The following is a 14,784-nucleotide window of genomic DNA, read 5'->3' as shown; positions in this document are numbered from 1 at the left end:
CCCCTTCGTTCGGTTTCGGGGATTCTGCGCAAGTTGCCGGAACTTTGTCAATGGACGCCCACCCAGTTGCCGGAACCGAACGCGCGGGCCACGCCCGGTCACTCCATCCGGCGGACGGGGATCACCTCGCCCTGGCAAGCTCCGGCGATCGCTCGCAGCCGCTGCGCCAGGACACGCTCCCGCGCGCAGGCCTCCCCGCACAGGGCCCGCATCTCGGCGATGCTCGGCCGCCACTTCTTCGTCCGGCGCCAGGCGCGCGCCGCCGCGTCGATGGCCCAGACCGGGAATTCGCCGAGATCCTCGACCCAGTCCATGGCCACCAGCTGCTCGACGTCGGGCGTCAAGCCCTTAGCCGGAAAATGCGACAGCAAAGCCAGCACGCGGCCGAGCAGACGATCGGGCTCGGCCGGAGCCAGGATGGAGTCTTCCAGTTCGCTCAGCATCCGCCGCGCCATGGCGGCTTGCCGGGCCGAAAGGGTCGCCGGTGGAAACCACGTTTCCTGAAGCCCTTCGAAACCGTTGTCGCCGAAGCGCGGGCGGTGTTCCAGGTGACCGGTGGTCAGGACCTCCCGCAACGCCTCCGGAAAGGCGGCGACGAGGAGCCGGGACCGCTCCGCCGGCGCCATCGTCGGATCGAAGGGCAGCGGGGAGCGCCCCGGCAGGGGCATCACAGCAACGGACATCGGGACCTCCTCAGAAACGGGGGCGGGTGTGGGACGGGGTGTTCCTGTCCTTCAGGCGGGCGTCCTTCAGGCGATCAGCGACGGCCATCCAGGCGTTGACGCGCTGTTCGGCCACGCTTTGGCGGGCGTGGCCGACACCGGGGATGGTGCCGGGAATGGTGCCGGGGATGGCGCCCGCAGCCGATGGGGCGGTTTTGTCCGCGGGGGCCTTGCCGGCCGCCGCGTCCTGGGACAGCCAAGCCCTCCAGGCGGCCGATATGTCGCGGTAGCGATAGCCGTGCGCCTGACAGCGCAGGACGAACCCCTCGACGTGCCGGCCGAGGTCGACGGTGCCGAACCGGCTTCGGGCCCAGGTGAAATCTCCGGCGGTGGGCATCCAATCCTCAGGAACATCGCGCACCGGCTGGCGCCCGCCCGAAGCGAGCGAGTCCGGAATCTGTTCGGGATGGAGCTGTTCCTGACTCGGTGTTGGACAGGGGGCGTTCGCCGGCGAGTCATCCCTGTCATGGTCCCGGACAGGGCGGGGCTGGGGCTGCGTCGCGGCCTCGTTCTGGGCGATGCGCAGCCGGTACAGGCAGGACAGCCGGGAGCCGTCGCGGCCGCGGCGGTGCTCGATGCCGACCAGCCCCATGTCGTCGAGACGCTGCAGGATGCGGTTGATGGTCGGGCGCGAGCGTTTCAGCTTTGCGGCAAGCGTCGACTGCGACGGCCAGCAGACGCCGTTCTCGTCGGCGAAGGTGGCGAGCGCCGCCAGGACCGCGAATCCGTCGGCGTCGAGATCGGGGTGGTCGAGCCACCAGGCGGGGATCTTTCCCCAACGGCTGGCGGTGTCGGTCGTGCTGGTCATCCGGGACTCCGGCAAAAGCGTGAAACCGGCATGGGCCGGCGGTCTTGCGGGCAGGATTCCCCGACGGCACCGGAGTCTCCAAAGCGCGCCCGTCTCCTATCGGCAGGTGGCGGGCGCGTTTGTGGTAGGTGTCAGGCGCGCTTGCGGAGGTCGCAGGCGCGTCTCATGCAGGCGGCAGGCGCGGACATGAAGGTCGCAGGCGCGGTTGACGGCGCGAATCGGGACGGGCTGAAACGCGCCTGCAACCTATCGAGTCGCCGCACCGGCGCGGAGCGCGCCCGTTCCTGTAGGTCACAGGCGCCTTTGGCGGCGTGTTGCTGTAGGACACAGGCGCGTTCGAATCGCCGGCGGCTATGAAGGCGTCAGGCGCGTTTCGAATCGCCGGATTCTCTAGGTGGCAGGCGCGTTCCGCGATTGCGGAGTGGCAGTAGGTGTCAGGCGCGCTCGAACCCGATGCCCCGGTTGCAGCCGGAGCAGGACTCCGGTCGGCTACGGTTGTGCCCCGGAGCCGTGACCGGTTGGCCGTCACCCGGCCTTGCCGAGGGACGGATGTCCGATTCGCAGCCAAGCCGGGCCGTCGTCCGACAAACGCGCCTGTGACCTACTGCTTGCGCGCCTGTCGCCTCCTGGAAGCGCGCCTGCCACCTACCGGATGCGCGCCTGCCACCTATGGAACCGTGCGCGACGTCGTTGCGTTGAACGGCGGAAGCGGCATAGGCTTGGTGTTCAGGATTGCGGAGAGGCACCAGATGTCGGGGCAGATCGTCGTCAAGCAGCGCCGTACGGAGACGCAGGGGCAGACTCTCCAGGGCACGCTGTTCGAGCACATCGACGCCACCACGGGCCGGCGGCACAGCGTCAACATGGTCTCCCTGTACGATCTGGCCCCGAAATACGTGTTCGACAGCCCCGAATCGAAAGCCAACGGACAGGCGGCGCACAACCTGGAGCCCAGGGACCCCGCGGCCCAGGATGACCGCCTGCCGATGATCCACCGCCAGTTCTCCTTCGCCGACCAGATCTACCACCTCACGGTCGTGCCGGCGCGCATCCAGCGCCGGGTGAAGGGCAGGGACGGCCGTTTCGTCCGCGATTCCAGCGGAGCCCACGTGGTGGAGGAGATCGACGCCTATCCGGGCGAGCGCGAACAGATCATCGAGGACGTGATCCGCAAGCTGGCCTCGGACCCGGCGCGCCTGTCGGTGGACAACGGGGAGGCGATCCTGCGCTTCTCCCTCTACGAGATCTGGCAGGAGCTGCGCTCCGTCCGGCACACCCTCAGCATTCCCGAGATCAAGGAGGCGCTGATGGTCATGCGGCGCTGCACGATTCAGATCGAGCGCCGCGGCCGCCGCAAGGTGATGATGGACTCCGGCATTTTCGCCGGTCTCGGGCTGCGGCAGCGTCCCAACGAGACGGACGACGCCGACGACGCGTCGATTCTCGATGACGAGAGCGGCGATGCGGAAACCTTCGTGCAGTTCAACATGATGCTGCGCGAGGCGATCCGCCGGGTCGACTGGCATTCGATCTCCTACGAAGCCCTGATGAAGATCCGCAACCCGTTCTCGCGCTGGCTGTTCAAGCGCATCGCCGAGACGTTGCGACAGGACCCCTCGCAGTCGGTCGTGCCGATCACCGCCCGCGACATCATCCGTGATTCCGGGATGGCGGAGTGGTCGCGATTCCGCGACATGCGGCTGCGGATTCACGATGTCGTCAAGGCGCTCGCCGATACGCAGATCGGGGCGCTCGACCGCATCGAGATCGAGGAGATCAAGGAAGGGCGGAAGTACGTCGACGTCGAGTACAACCTCTACCCCTCGCAGTCCTTCCTCGACCAGATCCGTCGCGCGGTGGCCGAGCGCTCGGTCAACGAGCGCGAACTCACCCTGGTGGTCAACAACGACGACCTCGATGAAGCCGGTCGTCCCAAGCGCTTCGTTCCCGTCACCCCGGAAACCGCCAGCCAGAGCCGCCGCCGCCGCCGGGCCGCGCTGCCGAAGGGGAGCGACGGGCAGATGCCTCTGCTGGACATCGTCAAGTAAGACCGGGGTCAAGTAAGAGCGGGTCGGGGTGGCGTCTTCCCGGCCCCGATCCGGCACAGGGTCAGGAGAGGCGGGGGTCGATGGCGCCCTGGTCCTTCCTGTCCGCGTAGCGCCGCATGTTTTCCGGATCGAAGATGACCTTGGCGGCTTCGCGGAAGGTCTCCTTCTCGTTCATGCCTTCCTCGTCGAAGAAGGACATCACGCGCTCGATGAACCACATCTGGTCGATCTGCAGCACCTGCGCGAGTTTCGGCGCGGTGTAGAGCGGCACGCGGGAGCGCTTCTTTTCGATCATGGTGATGAAGTTGGAATTCTTGTAACCAATGAGGCCGGCGAGTTGAACTTGCGATAGCCCCAGTTCCTCACGGCGTTCGCGAACGATGTCGCCCGGATGGGTGAGGTGCCTCAAGTCGGCCATAATTCTTGCTCTCATGGTTGGGTGCGCCTCAGTGAGCGCTTCGTAACTAAGTATGCGCTCAGGAGATACGCTTTCAACATCAAAAAGCGGTCTCCGGGGGACGTTGGCGCACAAATTGGCGGAAGCAGCCGTGGTGGCGCCGAAATGCCGTGTGGATGTCGAGAAACGCTACGCGCGATGCCGCTCGATCTCGGCAACGGCATGGTCGGCAAGCGCTGACAGGGCCTCGGTGGGGGCGCCGTCCTGCGCCTGCACGGACATGCCCTGGATCATCGCACCGACGAAGCGCGCGAGGGAGGCCGCATTGGTCTCCCCTTTCAACTGTCCCTCGGAAATGCCGCGCTCGATGCGCGCCCGGATGAGGTTGATCGTCGCAGTGCGCAGGCCGGCGACATGACGCGCCACGGGGTCGTTCTCCGTCGCGCAGGTCAGCACGGCCGTCGAAACCATGCAGCCATGCGGGCGGTCGCGTCTGGTGAAGTCCCGGGCCGAGTCCCGAAGGACCCGCGTCAGCGCGACCACGGCATCGCCCTCTTCCAGGGCCGCCGCCGTCGAAGCGCCGACGGTGGCCTGATACCACTCCAGCGCTTCGCGATAGAGATCGGCCTTCGAGGCAAAGGCGGCGTAAAGACTCTGCGGCGTGATGCCCATCGCCGCCGTCAGATCGGCGATGGAGGCGCCTTCATAGCCCAGCCGCCAGAAGGTGTCCGCGGCTTTGGCCAGCGCCTCGTCCCGGTCGAAGGCGCGCGGGCGGCCGCGCGGTCGCAGCGTCGGCGCGTTATTTTTCATAACGGTCACTCTGGAAATAGTCCCCGGACTGCGTTATTCAGGAGTGATCGCTCCATATATACGGGGTTTCACCGGCATGCGCATCCCCCTTGTCGCCGCTGCACTCGCCATCGCCAGTTCAGCCTTGGCCAGTCCAGACTTCGCCAGTCCGGCCTTGGCCCAACCGGCCAATGACCCCGCGATGGAGGCCCGCCTCGATCCGGTGATCGACAGAGCGTTGTCCGAGAAGCGGATTGTCGGCGCGGTCGTCCTGGTCGCGAAGGACGGCAGGATCGTCTATCGCCGCGCCGCCGGCCATGCCGACCGGGAAGCCGGCGTCAAAATGCGCGAGGACGCGATCTTCCGCCTGGCCTCCGTCACCAAGCCGTTTGTGACCGCGGCCGCCATGCGGCTTGTCGAGGACGGACGGCTGGACCTCGACGCGCCCGTCACACGCTGGCTGCCGGATTTCCGCCCCGCCTTGCCGGACGGCTCGACTCCGGCGATCACCATACGCCAGCTGCTGACCCACACATCGGGCCTGGGCTACGGCTTCCTCGAACCGGCGGACGGGCCGTATCACAGGCTGAACGTCTCGGACGGGCTCGACCAGCCGGGGCTTTCGCTGGCCGAGAACCTGACCCGCCTGTCGGCCGCTCCGTTGAATTTTGCGCCCGGCACAGGCTGGCGATATTCCCTCGGCATCGATGTGCTCGGCGGCGTTCTGGAAAAGGTCGAAGGGCGGAGCCTTTCCGACATCGTCCGCGACGACGTGACGGCGCCGCTCGGCATCGACGACACCGGCTTCTCGGTGCGCGACGTCTCCCGGCTTGCCAGAGCTTATGCGGACGGCAACCCGGAGCCGGTGGCGATGGCGGACGGGCAGGCCGTTCCGTTGATGGGGCTTGCCGCGACCTTCGCGCCGTCCCGGATTCTCGACCCCAAGTCCTACCCGTCGGGTGGTGCGGGCATGGCAGGGACGGCGCCGGATGTTCTTCGCTTTCTCGAAGCGATCCGCACCGGCGGTTCGCCGATCCTCAAACCCGAGACGGTCGCGCTGATGACCAGCGATCAGGTCGGCACGACGGCGAAGACGCAGGGGCCGGGGTGGGGCTTCGGCTATGGCTGGGCGGTTCTGGACGATCCGGCGCGGACGGGCACGCCGCAGGCCGCCGGGACGCTGCAATGGGGGGGCGCCTACGGACACTCCTGGTTCATCGATCGCCAGAACGGCCTCTCGGTCGTTGCCCTGACGAACACCGCGTTCGAAGGCATGGCCGGGGCGTTTCCGACCGAGGTCAGGAACGCCGTCTACAAGTAGCCCCGGCGCGAGGGGTGGCTGAACCGATCCGGGCGCCCCTCCCGCGTTTCCGGGAGCGCCGGAAACACGCTCCACCCAGGCGCGACGGGGCGCAAAATTTTCGCACCATTAAAGGGTGCAACACCGGCCGTTCTATGATAGGTTTCTATTCCTTGTGCAAGATACTTGTTCATAGAGAGGCTGAAAATTATGACTGTGAACCTTGAAGCCGCCTCAGCCACCCTCCCGGCCGTCATTGTCGAGGCCGTTCGCTTGCATCTGATCGCCGCCGGAGTGATCGCCCCGGACCACCCGTTCGACGCCGGATCGGCCCTGGACGGCGCTGACGAGACCGGCGTCAGCCTGGGGCACATGGCGCAGCAGATCGCCATCTTCGGTGCCGGTCTGTATGATTGAGCCGGCAGGGCGCGACGGTCGGGCCGCGCCCTTGTCCGTCGTTACGATGCGGGCGCCGATGCCGATGGCAGCGGTTGGTCGCTGCGCTGGCGCGCCCCGCGGAACCGGCGCCGGGCCAACAGGGCGAACAGGGCGCCCGTCGCCAGGGCGGTCAGGTCGATGCCGGCCACACCCCACAGCCCGCGCGCCAGCGTCACCCCGAGATGGGCGTTGCTGGTCAGGGCGTTCATCAGCGGCAGGGCGGCCCACAGAAGCGCCGCCACTGCCAGTTGCTCGCCCCAGGCGCGCTGGACGCCGCGCAGCGCCGGGTGCAGGGCCGTGAGAAACCACGCGGCGAAGAAGGCGAGGGCCTCGAAGGTCTCCCGGCTGGCCAGCCCGGCGGGCAGCAGCCGGTTGGCCCAGAAATAGGCGGCGATGGCGATGGGCAGCCCGACCATCACCGCCAGATTGGCGCCGTCGGCCAGACGCAGCCCGAAGGACGGGGTGGTCTCGCGCTTGCGCCGCTTGATGATCCAGTAGACCTGCCCGGTGCCGATCATTGCGGTGCCGGCCAGCCCGCACAGGATCATCGTCAGCCGCAGCGGCGTGTCGGCGAAGCGCATCATGTGCAGGCCGTAGGCGCCGGCCCGCGTCGCGGCGGCTCCGCCCATCCCCTCCCAGACCTCGCGCACCGCGCCGGTCGTGCCGTCGAACAGGATGGCTTCCGGCGTGATCACCACCCGGTCGGAATCGGTGCGCTTGACGAGGATGGCGGCGGCGGCGTCGCCCGGGTTGTCGATGACGATCCATCCCGGCCGCCCACCGTCCCACCGCCATGCCGCCTCCGCCAGCAGCGGTTCGATGGCGGTGAGGGGGGCGGCCCGTCCCGCGGCGGCCGGCGGCGGCGGTTCGGCGTAGACCGCCGTGTTGAAGGCCGCCGGCCGGTCGCCGAAGGCCGCCTGCAGGCCCCAGGGCATGTAGAGCAGCATCAGCGGCACCAGCCCGGTCACGGTGATCAGCGCGTGGTAGGGCAGCACGATGATGCCCAAGGCGTTGTGGACATCCATCCACAGCCGCGTGCGCGACCGTCCGGGGCGGAAGGCGAAGAAGTCCCAGAAGACCCGCCGGTGGATGACGAATCCGGTGATCAGCGCCACCAGCAGGGCCACCCCGGCGGCGCCGATCAGGTAACGCCCCACCAGGCCGGGAACGCGCAGGTCGAAGTGGAAGTAGTAGAGGAAGTCGCCGCCAAAGGTCGCCCGCGCCTGCACCGGGCGGCCGTCGTCCGGCTCCAACCACAGCTTGCGGAAGGCGGGCTGTATCCCGGGCGGGTTGTAGACGTAGACCTGGGTCGCGGTTCGCCGCTCGTCCGGCAGCGTGATCAGCCAGCGGCGGGCCTGCGGCGCCTCGCGCGACAGGGTGGCGATCGCCGCCGCAGCCGCGTCGGGGCTGTTGGTCGCTTCGACCCGCTCGGGCTGCATCCAGCGGGTGATCTCGAAGCGGGCGTAGGCGGTGGTTCCGGTCAGGAAGACGCAGAACAGCAGCCAGCCGACCACCAGCCCGCCCCAATTGTGCAGCCACGTCATCGACAGGCGGAAACTGCCGTTCATACCCCGGTTCCCGTCATGCTTTTCAACAGTGAGACCGCCGCCCAGATTGCCGCCGTCAGGCCGGCGGTCCAGGCCAGGGCGCGCCGGGCGCTGGCCGCGGCGAACACCAGCACCACGGTCAGGACGCAGGGCAGCAGCGCCGCCATGGTGGCGGTCAACACCGCCTCCGCCCGGTCCTGCACGGCCGGCAGCGCCAGGGACAGCGCCGCCGCCGTTCCCGCCGCCAGGGCGTAGCCGCCGCCGACGGCGGTCACGACCCGCAGCGCGATCTCGGTCTTCCGCGTCACCAGGAATACTTCAGCGAGCCGATCACGGTGCGGCGCAGGCCGTAATAGCAGTTGGTCGCCCGCGAGCAGGCCGCGACATACTCCTTGTCGAAGAGGTTGCTGGCGTTGATCGCCGCCTGAATGCCCTGAAGCTGCGGGTTCAGATAGGACAGGTCGTAGCGCAGGGCGGCGTCGACCAGCGTGTGCGCCGGCACCTTGAAGCTGTTGGCCGGATCGCCGTAGGTGAAGCCGACGTAGCGCAGGCCGAGCCCGCCGCCCAGGCCGGCCAGCGGGCCGTCCTGCACCGTGTAGTCGCCCCAGGCCGAGGCCGAATGGGTCGGCACGGCGACCGGCCGCTTGCCGCGGTCGGCGCCGTTGCTCTTCGTCACCTCGGCGTCGAGGAAGGTGTAGCTGGCCACCGCGTTCAGCCCGGCGGCGAGGCTGACGCGCGCCTCCGCCTCGAAGCCGCGGGAACGGACCTCGCCGGTCTGGATGTTGTAGTTGGTGTGCAGCGGGTCGGCGGTGGTGACGTTCTGCTGGGTGATGGTGAAGGCCGACAGGGTGAACAGGCTGCCGGAGCCCGGCGGCTCGTACTTCAGCCCGGCCTCGTACTGCTGGCCGGTGGTCGGCTCGAACGGGTTGCCGTAGAAGTCGCTGCCGGACGTCGGCTCGAAGGATTCCGAATAGCTGGCGTAGGGCGCTAAGCCGTTGTCGAACAGGTAGAGCGCGCCGACGCGGCCGGTGAAGGCGTCGTCCTGCTGCGACGCCCGCCCCTGGTTCAGCCGGTTGCGCTGCTGCGTCTCGGCCCAGTCCTTGCGCCCGCCCAGCAGGACGGCGAGCCCGCCCCACTTGATCTGGTCCTGGGCGTAGACGCCGGTCTGGGTGATGCGGGTGGCGGTGCTCTGGTAGATCGGCGGGGTGGCGATCGGCAGCCCGTAGACCGGGTTGAACAGGTCGAGGTTCGGCGCCGCCGCCTGCCCGCGCAGCGTGTCGCTCCTCAGCCGCTGATGGTCGACGCCGGCCAGCACGGTGTGGCGCAGCGGACCGGTGTCGACCTTCACCTGGACCTGATTGTCAACGGTCAGGTCGTAGGCGCGCTCGCGGGCCGAGAAGGTGGTGCGCCGCGTGGTGCGCTGGTCGGGCAGCAGGCCGGACGCGTAGACCTGCTTGAGGTCGAGGTCGTTGTGCAGGTAGCGGGCGTTCTGCCGCACCGTCCAGCGCTCGTCGAACCGGTGTTCGAAGCGATAGCCGACGCTCATGGTCTTGCGGTCCCAGGTGTTGAAGTTGGGATCGCCCGTGAAGAGCTTGGTCGGCAGCGTGCCGTTCGGGTTGGGCAGCACGGTGCCCTGGGCCGGCAGGTAGTTCAGCGGCGAATCGTCGTAATTGTCGCGCTGGTAGAGGCCGATCAGGGTCAGGCTGGTGTCGTCGGTCGGCCGGATGGTCACCGTCGGGGCGGCGGCCAGCCGGCGGCGCTCCGCGATGTCGGTCTGGGTGTCGGTGTCCAGCGCGACGCCGGCGAACCGGTAGGAGAGCCGGCCGTCGCCGGTCGCGTCGCCGCCGATGTCCAGCGCGGCCTGCTTGCGGCCCTGGTTGCCCGCCTGCAGCAGGATTTCATGCCGGGCGTCGGGGGAGGGCTGCTTGGTCACCATGTTGACCAGACCGCCGGGGCTGGTCTGGCCGAACAGCACCGAGGCCGGGCCCTTCAGCACCTCGACCCGCTCGAACAGGTACGGGTGGATGCCGGAGGTCAGGAAGCCGCTGCCCTTCAGCCGCAGCCCGTCGAGATACTCGTTGAAGGACACGCCGGTGGTGCCGTTGCCGCCGAAGCCGCGCACCGAGATGCCGTCGCCGCCGAAGGAGGAGGAGCCGCCGTTGCGGGCGGTGGTGACGCCGGAGGTGTAGTTCAGGACGTCGGCCAGACTGCGCGCCGCCTGGGCGTCCATCTGGTCGCGGGTGACGACGGAGATCGACTGCGGCGTTTCCAGGATCGGCGTGTCGGTCTTGGTGGCGGTGGCGCTCTGGCGGGCGGCGTAGCCCATGACCGGGCCGGTCGCCCGCTCGCGCGTGCCCTCGACGGTCACCGGGTCCAGCACCGTCTCGCCGGCTTGCTGCCGCGACAGCACGGCGCGGCCGGGGCCGGTCATCTGGTACGACACGCCGGTGCCGGACAGCAGGCGGCGCAGCGCCTCGTCGGCGCTCATGGTACCTGACACGCCGGGCGAGGACAGGCCGCGCGCGACCTCGGCCGGGAAGCCGACCTCCCAGCCGCTGGCCGCGCTGAAGGCGTTGAGAGCGGTGACCAGCCCCTGCGGGGCGATGTCGAAGCGCTGCCCCGTCACTTGCCCAGACGCTTGGGCCACCTGCCCGCCGGTCTTCGCCGACGCCGCCAGGGCGGTACTTCCCGCCGCCACACCCAAACCGGCCACCGCCGACGACAGCAGCGCCGCCCGCAGCAGGGCCGTCCCCCGACGCCCCCGCGCACCCCGATCCATCATCCCCGCACCCATCGTAACGCATTCCCCATGATCGCGACGTATCGACCGGCCGGAGCGCGCCGCTTATTGCAATTGCGACGCATTCCTAATGGCCGTGCCGACCTGACGTTCGGGGATCGTGAAAAGCGGAAATTTTTTTTGGAGAGGTTTCGTGGGTCGGAAAAGCCGGTGGACTCAGGGGCGCGGGCGCAGGATCAGCAGGGCGTCGGACACCCGCAGAGTCTCGGCCCGCACGAGCCCGGCTAGGGCCGTCGCCGTCCGCGCCGGATCGTCCAGCCGGTAATTTCCGGTGATCCGGCGGTCGGCGAGGGAGTCGGGAACCAGGATCAGCCCCGGATAATAGCGGTCCAGCTCATCCAGAACCTCGCCCAGGGGGCGGTCCTCGAAGACCAGCCGGCCATCGACCCAGCCGAGCGCCGCGGAGAGGTCGGCGGGGTGCTCCACGCCGACGCCCGACGCCGTGACCACCACCTCCTCGCCCGCACGCAGCCGAACGGCGGGGCCCCCGGGACGCGCGACGTCCACGGTGCCGTGGCGCACCGTTACCGTCACCCGGTCGTCGAGGTAACGGACGGCGAAGGCGGTGCCGACCACGGTCACCACGGCGGGACCGGCCGCGACCCGGAAGGGGCGGGCGGGGTCGGGCGTCACCTCGAAGAAGGCGGCCCCGCGCAGCAACCGGGTCCGCCGCTCGCCCCCCTCGACGTCGGTGGCGAGCGCCGTTCCGGTGTCCATCAGCACCCGCGATCCGTCGGCCAATTGCAGACGCTCCTGCACGCCGGTTGCGGTGCGGTGGTCGGCCTGCAGGCGCAGCGGCAGGTCGGCGGCCAGCCCCAGCCCGACCGCCACCAGGAGTCCCGCCGCCCACGCCATCGCCCGGCGCGCCAGCGGCCGGGAACGGCGTGGCTGCCGGAGCGGAACGGCGGGCGCTTGGCGGCGTGGCGGGCTGTCAGGAACCGTTGTGGCCGAAATCGCTGTTGCCACCAGCGCTTCGGTGAGGAGGGGCGAGGCCCACATGTCCTGCGCCAGCGCCCAGGCGCGGGCGTTGCGGGGATCGGCGGCGCACCAGTCGGCGCAGGCCCGCCGGCACTCGTCGCCCGCGTCCTCCGCCTGCAGACGGATGAACCAGTCGAGCGCCTGCTCCAGCGGTAAGGAGGGGTCGGTGTCGTCAGGCATGGGGCCGGGCATGGGGGTCGCGGGTGGTGCCGTCACGGTTTGTCTCTTTGTAAGACGTTCGGGCCGGCGGAAACCCGCAATCCTTCCCGGTCAAGCCGGGCGAACACCTCCAGACAGGCCAGCAGGGCGGCCTTCAGGTCCTTCTGCACGGTGCTGACCGAGACGTCGAGCCGCTCGGCGATCTGCGCGTGGGACAGCCCCTCCATCCGGTTCAGCAGAAGAATGCGGCGCTGCCGCTCGGACAGGGTCGCCAGCGCGGCGTTCATCCGGGCCAGCCGCTGGCGGTCGCCGGCCTGGGTTTCCGGGGAGGGCAGGGGGGCGGCAACCTCCTCCACGCCTTCGACGGTGGTGTCCTGCACGACCACCCCGGCGAGCCTGCGCTCCCGCCGCAGATGGTCGAAGGCCAGATTGCGCGCCGTCTGGAACAGGAAGGGCAGGGGATGATCCACCGGCCGGTCGCGTTCCGCCGCCCTCACCTTGAGATAGGCCTCGTGCGCCAGATCCTCGGCAGTGGCGGCGCTGCCAACCATGCGGGAGAGCAGGCGGACCAGCGTGCTCCGGTGTCCCATGAACAGAGCGTCGAGCGACGGCTTGGCGGTGTCAGCCATGCACCACCGGACCGGGAACCGGCGCCTTCACGCGGTGCGGATCGGGCCTGCGATGCTGATCGGGCATGGCGTCGCCCCGTTGCTCCACGGAAAAGCGGCGTGGCCGCGCCATGACCGGCTCATGGCGGCGGCAATATACTTAGAATGCGTATCATTCGCAATGATATGTTCCGCTGGGGACCCGCCGTGCGCCGGGGCACGGCGGGTCCCGGCGGGCGTCAGCGGGCCAGTTCGAAGCGGATCGGCTGCGCGCCCTGCCACAGGGTGCGCTTGCCGAGTTCGGCCAGATTCTCCAGCCCTTCGGTGATGGTGATGAAGTGGTTGCCGGCGAGCTGGCCCATCTTGCTGGAGAACTGGACGCCGCCGTAGGCCAGCAGGATCTCGGTCTCGCTGATGCCGCCCGGATAGAGGATGATCTGGCCCGGCGCCGGGTGGCTGGTGTGGTTCTCGTAACCGAGGCCGAAATCGGTGTCGCCCAGCGGAATCCACACGCCTTCGCCGCTCCAGCGGACATGGACGATCTGGCCCTCGTAGGGCAGCAGGCTGCGGAACTTGGCGCAGGTCTTCGGCGCCGCCGCCGACTCGAAGCGGGCGCCGAAGGTGAAGGGGCCGGCGGTGATGGTCAGGGCGTCCATGGTGTGGCGGTCCTCATTTCTTGGTTTCTCATAGGCCCCACCCTAAACCCTCTCCGGCCCGGTGGGGGAGGGGCAGGGTGGGGGGAATGTGCTTTCTCAGACCGCGGCCACCTTCGGCCGGGCCAGATCCGGCGTGTCGCAGCGCAGGAAGGCGCCGCGGCCGGGCTGCGCCACGCAGGTGCCGCCCTCCACCACGACTTCGCCGCGCGACAGCACGGTCTCCGGCCAGCCGGTCACCTCCAGCCCCTCGTAGGGGGTGTAGTCGACGTTGTGGTGCAGCATGGCGTTGGTGATGGTGACCTTGCGGTCCGGGTCGTAGATCACGATGTCGGCGTCGGCGCCAATGGCGAGGCTGCCCTTGCGCGGGTGCAGGCCGTACATCTTGGCCGGGTTGGTCGAGGACAGCTCGACGAAGCGCTGGAGGCTGATGCGGCCCTTCTTGACGCCTTCCGAGAACAGGATCGGCAGCCGCGTCTCGATGCCCGGAACGCCGTTGGGGATCCAGTTGAAGGGCGTGTTGGCGCCGTGCAGCATCTTGCCCTTGGGGTCCTGGTAGCGGAACGGCGCGTGATCGGACGACACGATGTGGAAGGTGCCGCCGGCCAGCGCGTCCCAGACCGCCGCCTGGTTGGCCTTGTCGCGCGGCGGCGGGCTGCAGATGCACTTGGCCCCCTCCATGCCATGGCCGTGCAGGTCGTGCTCGGTCAGCACCATGTATTGCGGGCAGGTCTCGGCGTAGATGCGCATGCCGCGGCCCTGCGCCCAATGGATCTGCTCGATCGCCTCGCGGCCTGAGACATGGACGATCAGGATCGGCACGTCGGCCAGTTCCGCCATGGCGATGGCGCGGTGGGTTGCCTCGCGCTCCACCAGCATCGGCCGGGAATCGGCGTGGTAGCGCGGCGCGGTGTGGCCGGCGGCGAGCAGCTTGTCGGTCAGCCAGCCGATGAAGTCGGCGTTCTCGGCGTGGATCATCGCCATGGCGCCGTCGCGCCGGGCGACGCTCAGCAGCTCCAGCACCTGCCGGTCGTTCAGCTTCATGTCGTCGTAGGTCATGTAGATCTTGAACGACGTGTAGCCGTCATGGATCAGCGCCGGCAGGTCCTGGCCGAGAAGCTGGTCGGTCGGATCGCTGACGATGAGGTGGAAGGCGTAGTCGATCACCGCCTTGCCGTCGGCCCGCCGGTGGTAGTCGGTCACCGCGTCGCGCAGCGACTGGCCCTTGAACTGGCAGGCGAAGGGGATGACCGTCGTGGTGCCGCCGCAGGCCGCCGAGCGCGTGCCGGTCTCGAAATCGTCGGCCGACTGCGAGCCGTCGCTGGTCGGCTGGTCGAGGTGGCAATGGCCGTCGACGCCGCCGGGCAGCACCAGCTTGCCGGTCGCGTCGATCTCGCGGGCGCCCGGCCCCAGCCCGGTGCCGATGGCGGCGATGCGGCCGCCGATCACGCCGAGGTCGGCGGCGAACACGTCGGACGCGGTGGCCAGCGTGCCATGGCGGATCACGGTGTCGAACTGCGGCATGGAACTCTCCCTC

Annotated in this window: 14 protein-coding genes; 3 read left to right on the top strand and 11 right to left on the bottom strand. The window is 69.1% G+C overall.

All coding sequences use genetic code 11. The features are described 5' to 3' along the window. Nucleotides 1-98: 98 nt before the first annotated feature. On the bottom strand, nt 99-683 hold the full coding sequence (locus ABAZ39_RS29250) for a hypothetical protein (protein ID WP_040137723.1): 585 nt from the start codon (nt 681-683) through the stop codon (nt 99-101). A 10-nt stretch (nt 684-693) separates the two neighbouring features. After that, on the bottom strand, nt 694-1,530 hold the full coding sequence (locus tag ABAZ39_RS29245) for a helix-turn-helix domain-containing protein (protein ID WP_040137722.1): 837 nt from the start codon (nt 1,528-1,530) through the stop codon (nt 694-696). A 749-nt stretch (nt 1,531-2,279) separates the two neighbouring features. Between ABAZ39_RS29245 and ABAZ39_RS29240 the strand changes: the two genes are divergently transcribed. After that, nucleotides 2,280-3,578, top strand: coding sequence for a hypothetical protein (locus ABAZ39_RS29240; RefSeq protein ID WP_040137721.1), 1,299 nt, complete (start codon nt 2,280-2,282; stop codon nt 3,576-3,578). 61 nt (nt 3,579-3,639) lie between these two features. Here ABAZ39_RS29240 and ABAZ39_RS29235 read toward each other — a convergent pair whose 3' ends face one another. Both ABAZ39_RS29235 and ABAZ39_RS29230 read right to left on the bottom strand, forming a co-directional pair. Continuing rightward, entirely contained in the window at nt 3,640-3,996 is a 357-nt protein-coding gene (locus ABAZ39_RS29235) for a helix-turn-helix domain-containing protein (RefSeq protein WP_040137720.1), read from the bottom strand. A gap of 168 nt (nt 3,997-4,164) precedes the next feature. Further along, complete coding sequence (locus tag ABAZ39_RS29230; protein ID WP_040137719.1) at nt 4,165-4,785, bottom strand: TetR/AcrR family transcriptional regulator; 621 nt, start codon at nt 4,783-4,785, stop codon at nt 4,165-4,167. Between the two features lie 76 nt (nt 4,786-4,861). On the opposite strand from ABAZ39_RS29230, the gene ABAZ39_RS29225 reads away from it, so the two are divergent. Both ABAZ39_RS29225 and ABAZ39_RS29220 read left to right on the top strand, forming a co-directional pair. After that, nucleotides 4,862-6,085, top strand: coding sequence for a serine hydrolase domain-containing protein (locus ABAZ39_RS29225; protein WP_040137718.1), 1,224 nt, complete (start codon nt 4,862-4,864; stop codon nt 6,083-6,085). A 189-nt stretch (nt 6,086-6,274) separates the two neighbouring features. Beyond that, nucleotides 6,275-6,481 carry a hypothetical protein gene (locus tag ABAZ39_RS29220; RefSeq protein WP_040137717.1) on the top strand — a complete coding sequence of 69 codons (207 nt, stop codon included), beginning with the start codon at nt 6,275-6,277 and terminating at the stop codon, nt 6,479-6,481. A gap of 41 nt (nt 6,482-6,522) precedes the next feature. Here ABAZ39_RS29220 and ABAZ39_RS29215 read toward each other — a convergent pair whose 3' ends face one another. The 7 genes from ABAZ39_RS29215 to hydA form a co-directional block, all read right to left on the bottom strand. Then, entirely contained in the window at nt 6,523-8,070 is a 1,548-nt protein-coding gene (locus ABAZ39_RS29215) for a PepSY-associated TM helix domain-containing protein (RefSeq protein WP_040137716.1), read from the bottom strand. Next, complete coding sequence (locus ABAZ39_RS29210) at nt 8,067-8,357, bottom strand: hypothetical protein (protein WP_051658698.1); 291 nt, start codon at nt 8,355-8,357, stop codon at nt 8,067-8,069. The genes ABAZ39_RS29215 and ABAZ39_RS29210 overlap by 4 nt, the downstream gene beginning before the upstream one ends. Then, entirely contained in the window at nt 8,354-10,831 is a 2,478-nt protein-coding gene (locus ABAZ39_RS29205; RefSeq protein ID WP_247881784.1) for a TonB-dependent siderophore receptor, read from the bottom strand. Before ABAZ39_RS29205 ends, ABAZ39_RS29210 begins: the two co-directional genes overlap by 4 nt. A 174-nt stretch (nt 10,832-11,005) precedes the next feature. Next, on the bottom strand, nt 11,006-12,043 hold the full coding sequence (locus ABAZ39_RS29200) for a FecR family protein (RefSeq protein WP_247881783.1): 1,038 nt from the start codon (nt 12,041-12,043) through the stop codon (nt 11,006-11,008). After that, on the bottom strand, nt 12,040-12,615 hold the full coding sequence (locus ABAZ39_RS29195; protein WP_040137714.1) for an RNA polymerase sigma factor: 576 nt from the start codon (nt 12,613-12,615) through the stop codon (nt 12,040-12,042). The genes ABAZ39_RS29200 and ABAZ39_RS29195 overlap by 4 nt, the downstream gene beginning before the upstream one ends. Before the next feature lie 218 nt (nt 12,616-12,833). Next, nucleotides 12,834-13,250: a DUF3830 family protein gene (locus ABAZ39_RS29190; RefSeq protein ID WP_040137713.1), complete on the bottom strand. Its 417-nt coding sequence runs from the start codon at nt 13,248-13,250 to the stop codon at nt 12,834-12,836. A gap of 96 nt (nt 13,251-13,346) precedes the next feature. After that, nucleotides 13,347-14,771, bottom strand: a complete 1,425-nt coding sequence (gene hydA, locus ABAZ39_RS29185; protein ID WP_040137712.1) for a dihydropyrimidinase — start codon at nt 14,769-14,771, stop codon at nt 13,347-13,349. Between the last annotated feature and the right edge of the window lie 13 nt (nt 14,772-14,784).

The sequence above is a fragment of the Azospirillum argentinense genome (assembly GCF_000632475.1).
Taxonomy (GTDB): domain Bacteria; phylum Pseudomonadota; class Alphaproteobacteria; order Azospirillales; family Azospirillaceae; genus Azospirillum; species Azospirillum baldaniorum.
This window is presented reverse-complemented; position numbering and strand designations above follow the sequence as displayed.

Coding starts and splice junctions, on each gene's coding strand:
- ABAZ39_RS29250 (WP_040137723.1), bottom strand. CDS start 683: ATGTCCGTTGCTGTGATGCCCCTGCCGGGGCGCTCCCCGCTGCCCTTC.
- ABAZ39_RS29245 (WP_040137722.1), bottom strand. CDS start 1,530: ATGACCAGCACGACCGACACCGCCAGCCGTTGGGGAAAGATCCCCGCC.
- ABAZ39_RS29240 (WP_040137721.1), top strand. CDS start 2,280: ATGTCGGGGCAGATCGTCGTCAAGCAGCGCCGTACGGAGACGCAGGGG.
- ABAZ39_RS29235 (WP_040137720.1), bottom strand. CDS start 3,996: ATGGCCGACTTGAGGCACCTCACCCATCCGGGCGACATCGTTCGCGAA.
- ABAZ39_RS29230 (WP_040137719.1), bottom strand. CDS start 4,785: ATGAAAAATAACGCGCCGACGCTGCGACCGCGCGGCCGCCCGCGCGCC.
- ABAZ39_RS29225 (WP_040137718.1), top strand. CDS start 4,862: ATGCGCATCCCCCTTGTCGCCGCTGCACTCGCCATCGCCAGTTCAGCC.
- ABAZ39_RS29220 (WP_040137717.1), top strand. CDS start 6,275: ATGACTGTGAACCTTGAAGCCGCCTCAGCCACCCTCCCGGCCGTCATT.
- ABAZ39_RS29215 (WP_040137716.1), bottom strand. CDS start 8,070: ATGAACGGCAGTTTCCGCCTGTCGATGACGTGGCTGCACAATTGGGGC.
- ABAZ39_RS29205 (WP_247881784.1), bottom strand. CDS start 10,831: ATGATGGATCGGGGTGCGCGGGGGCGTCGGGGGACGGCCCTGCTGCGG.
- ABAZ39_RS29195 (WP_040137714.1), bottom strand. CDS start 12,615: ATGGCTGACACCGCCAAGCCGTCGCTCGACGCTCTGTTCATGGGACAC.
- ABAZ39_RS29190 (WP_040137713.1), bottom strand. CDS start 13,250: ATGGACGCCCTGACCATCACCGCCGGCCCCTTCACCTTCGGCGCCCGC.
- hydA (WP_040137712.1), bottom strand. CDS start 14,771: ATGCCGCAGTTCGACACCGTGATCCGCCATGGCACGCTGGCCACCGCG.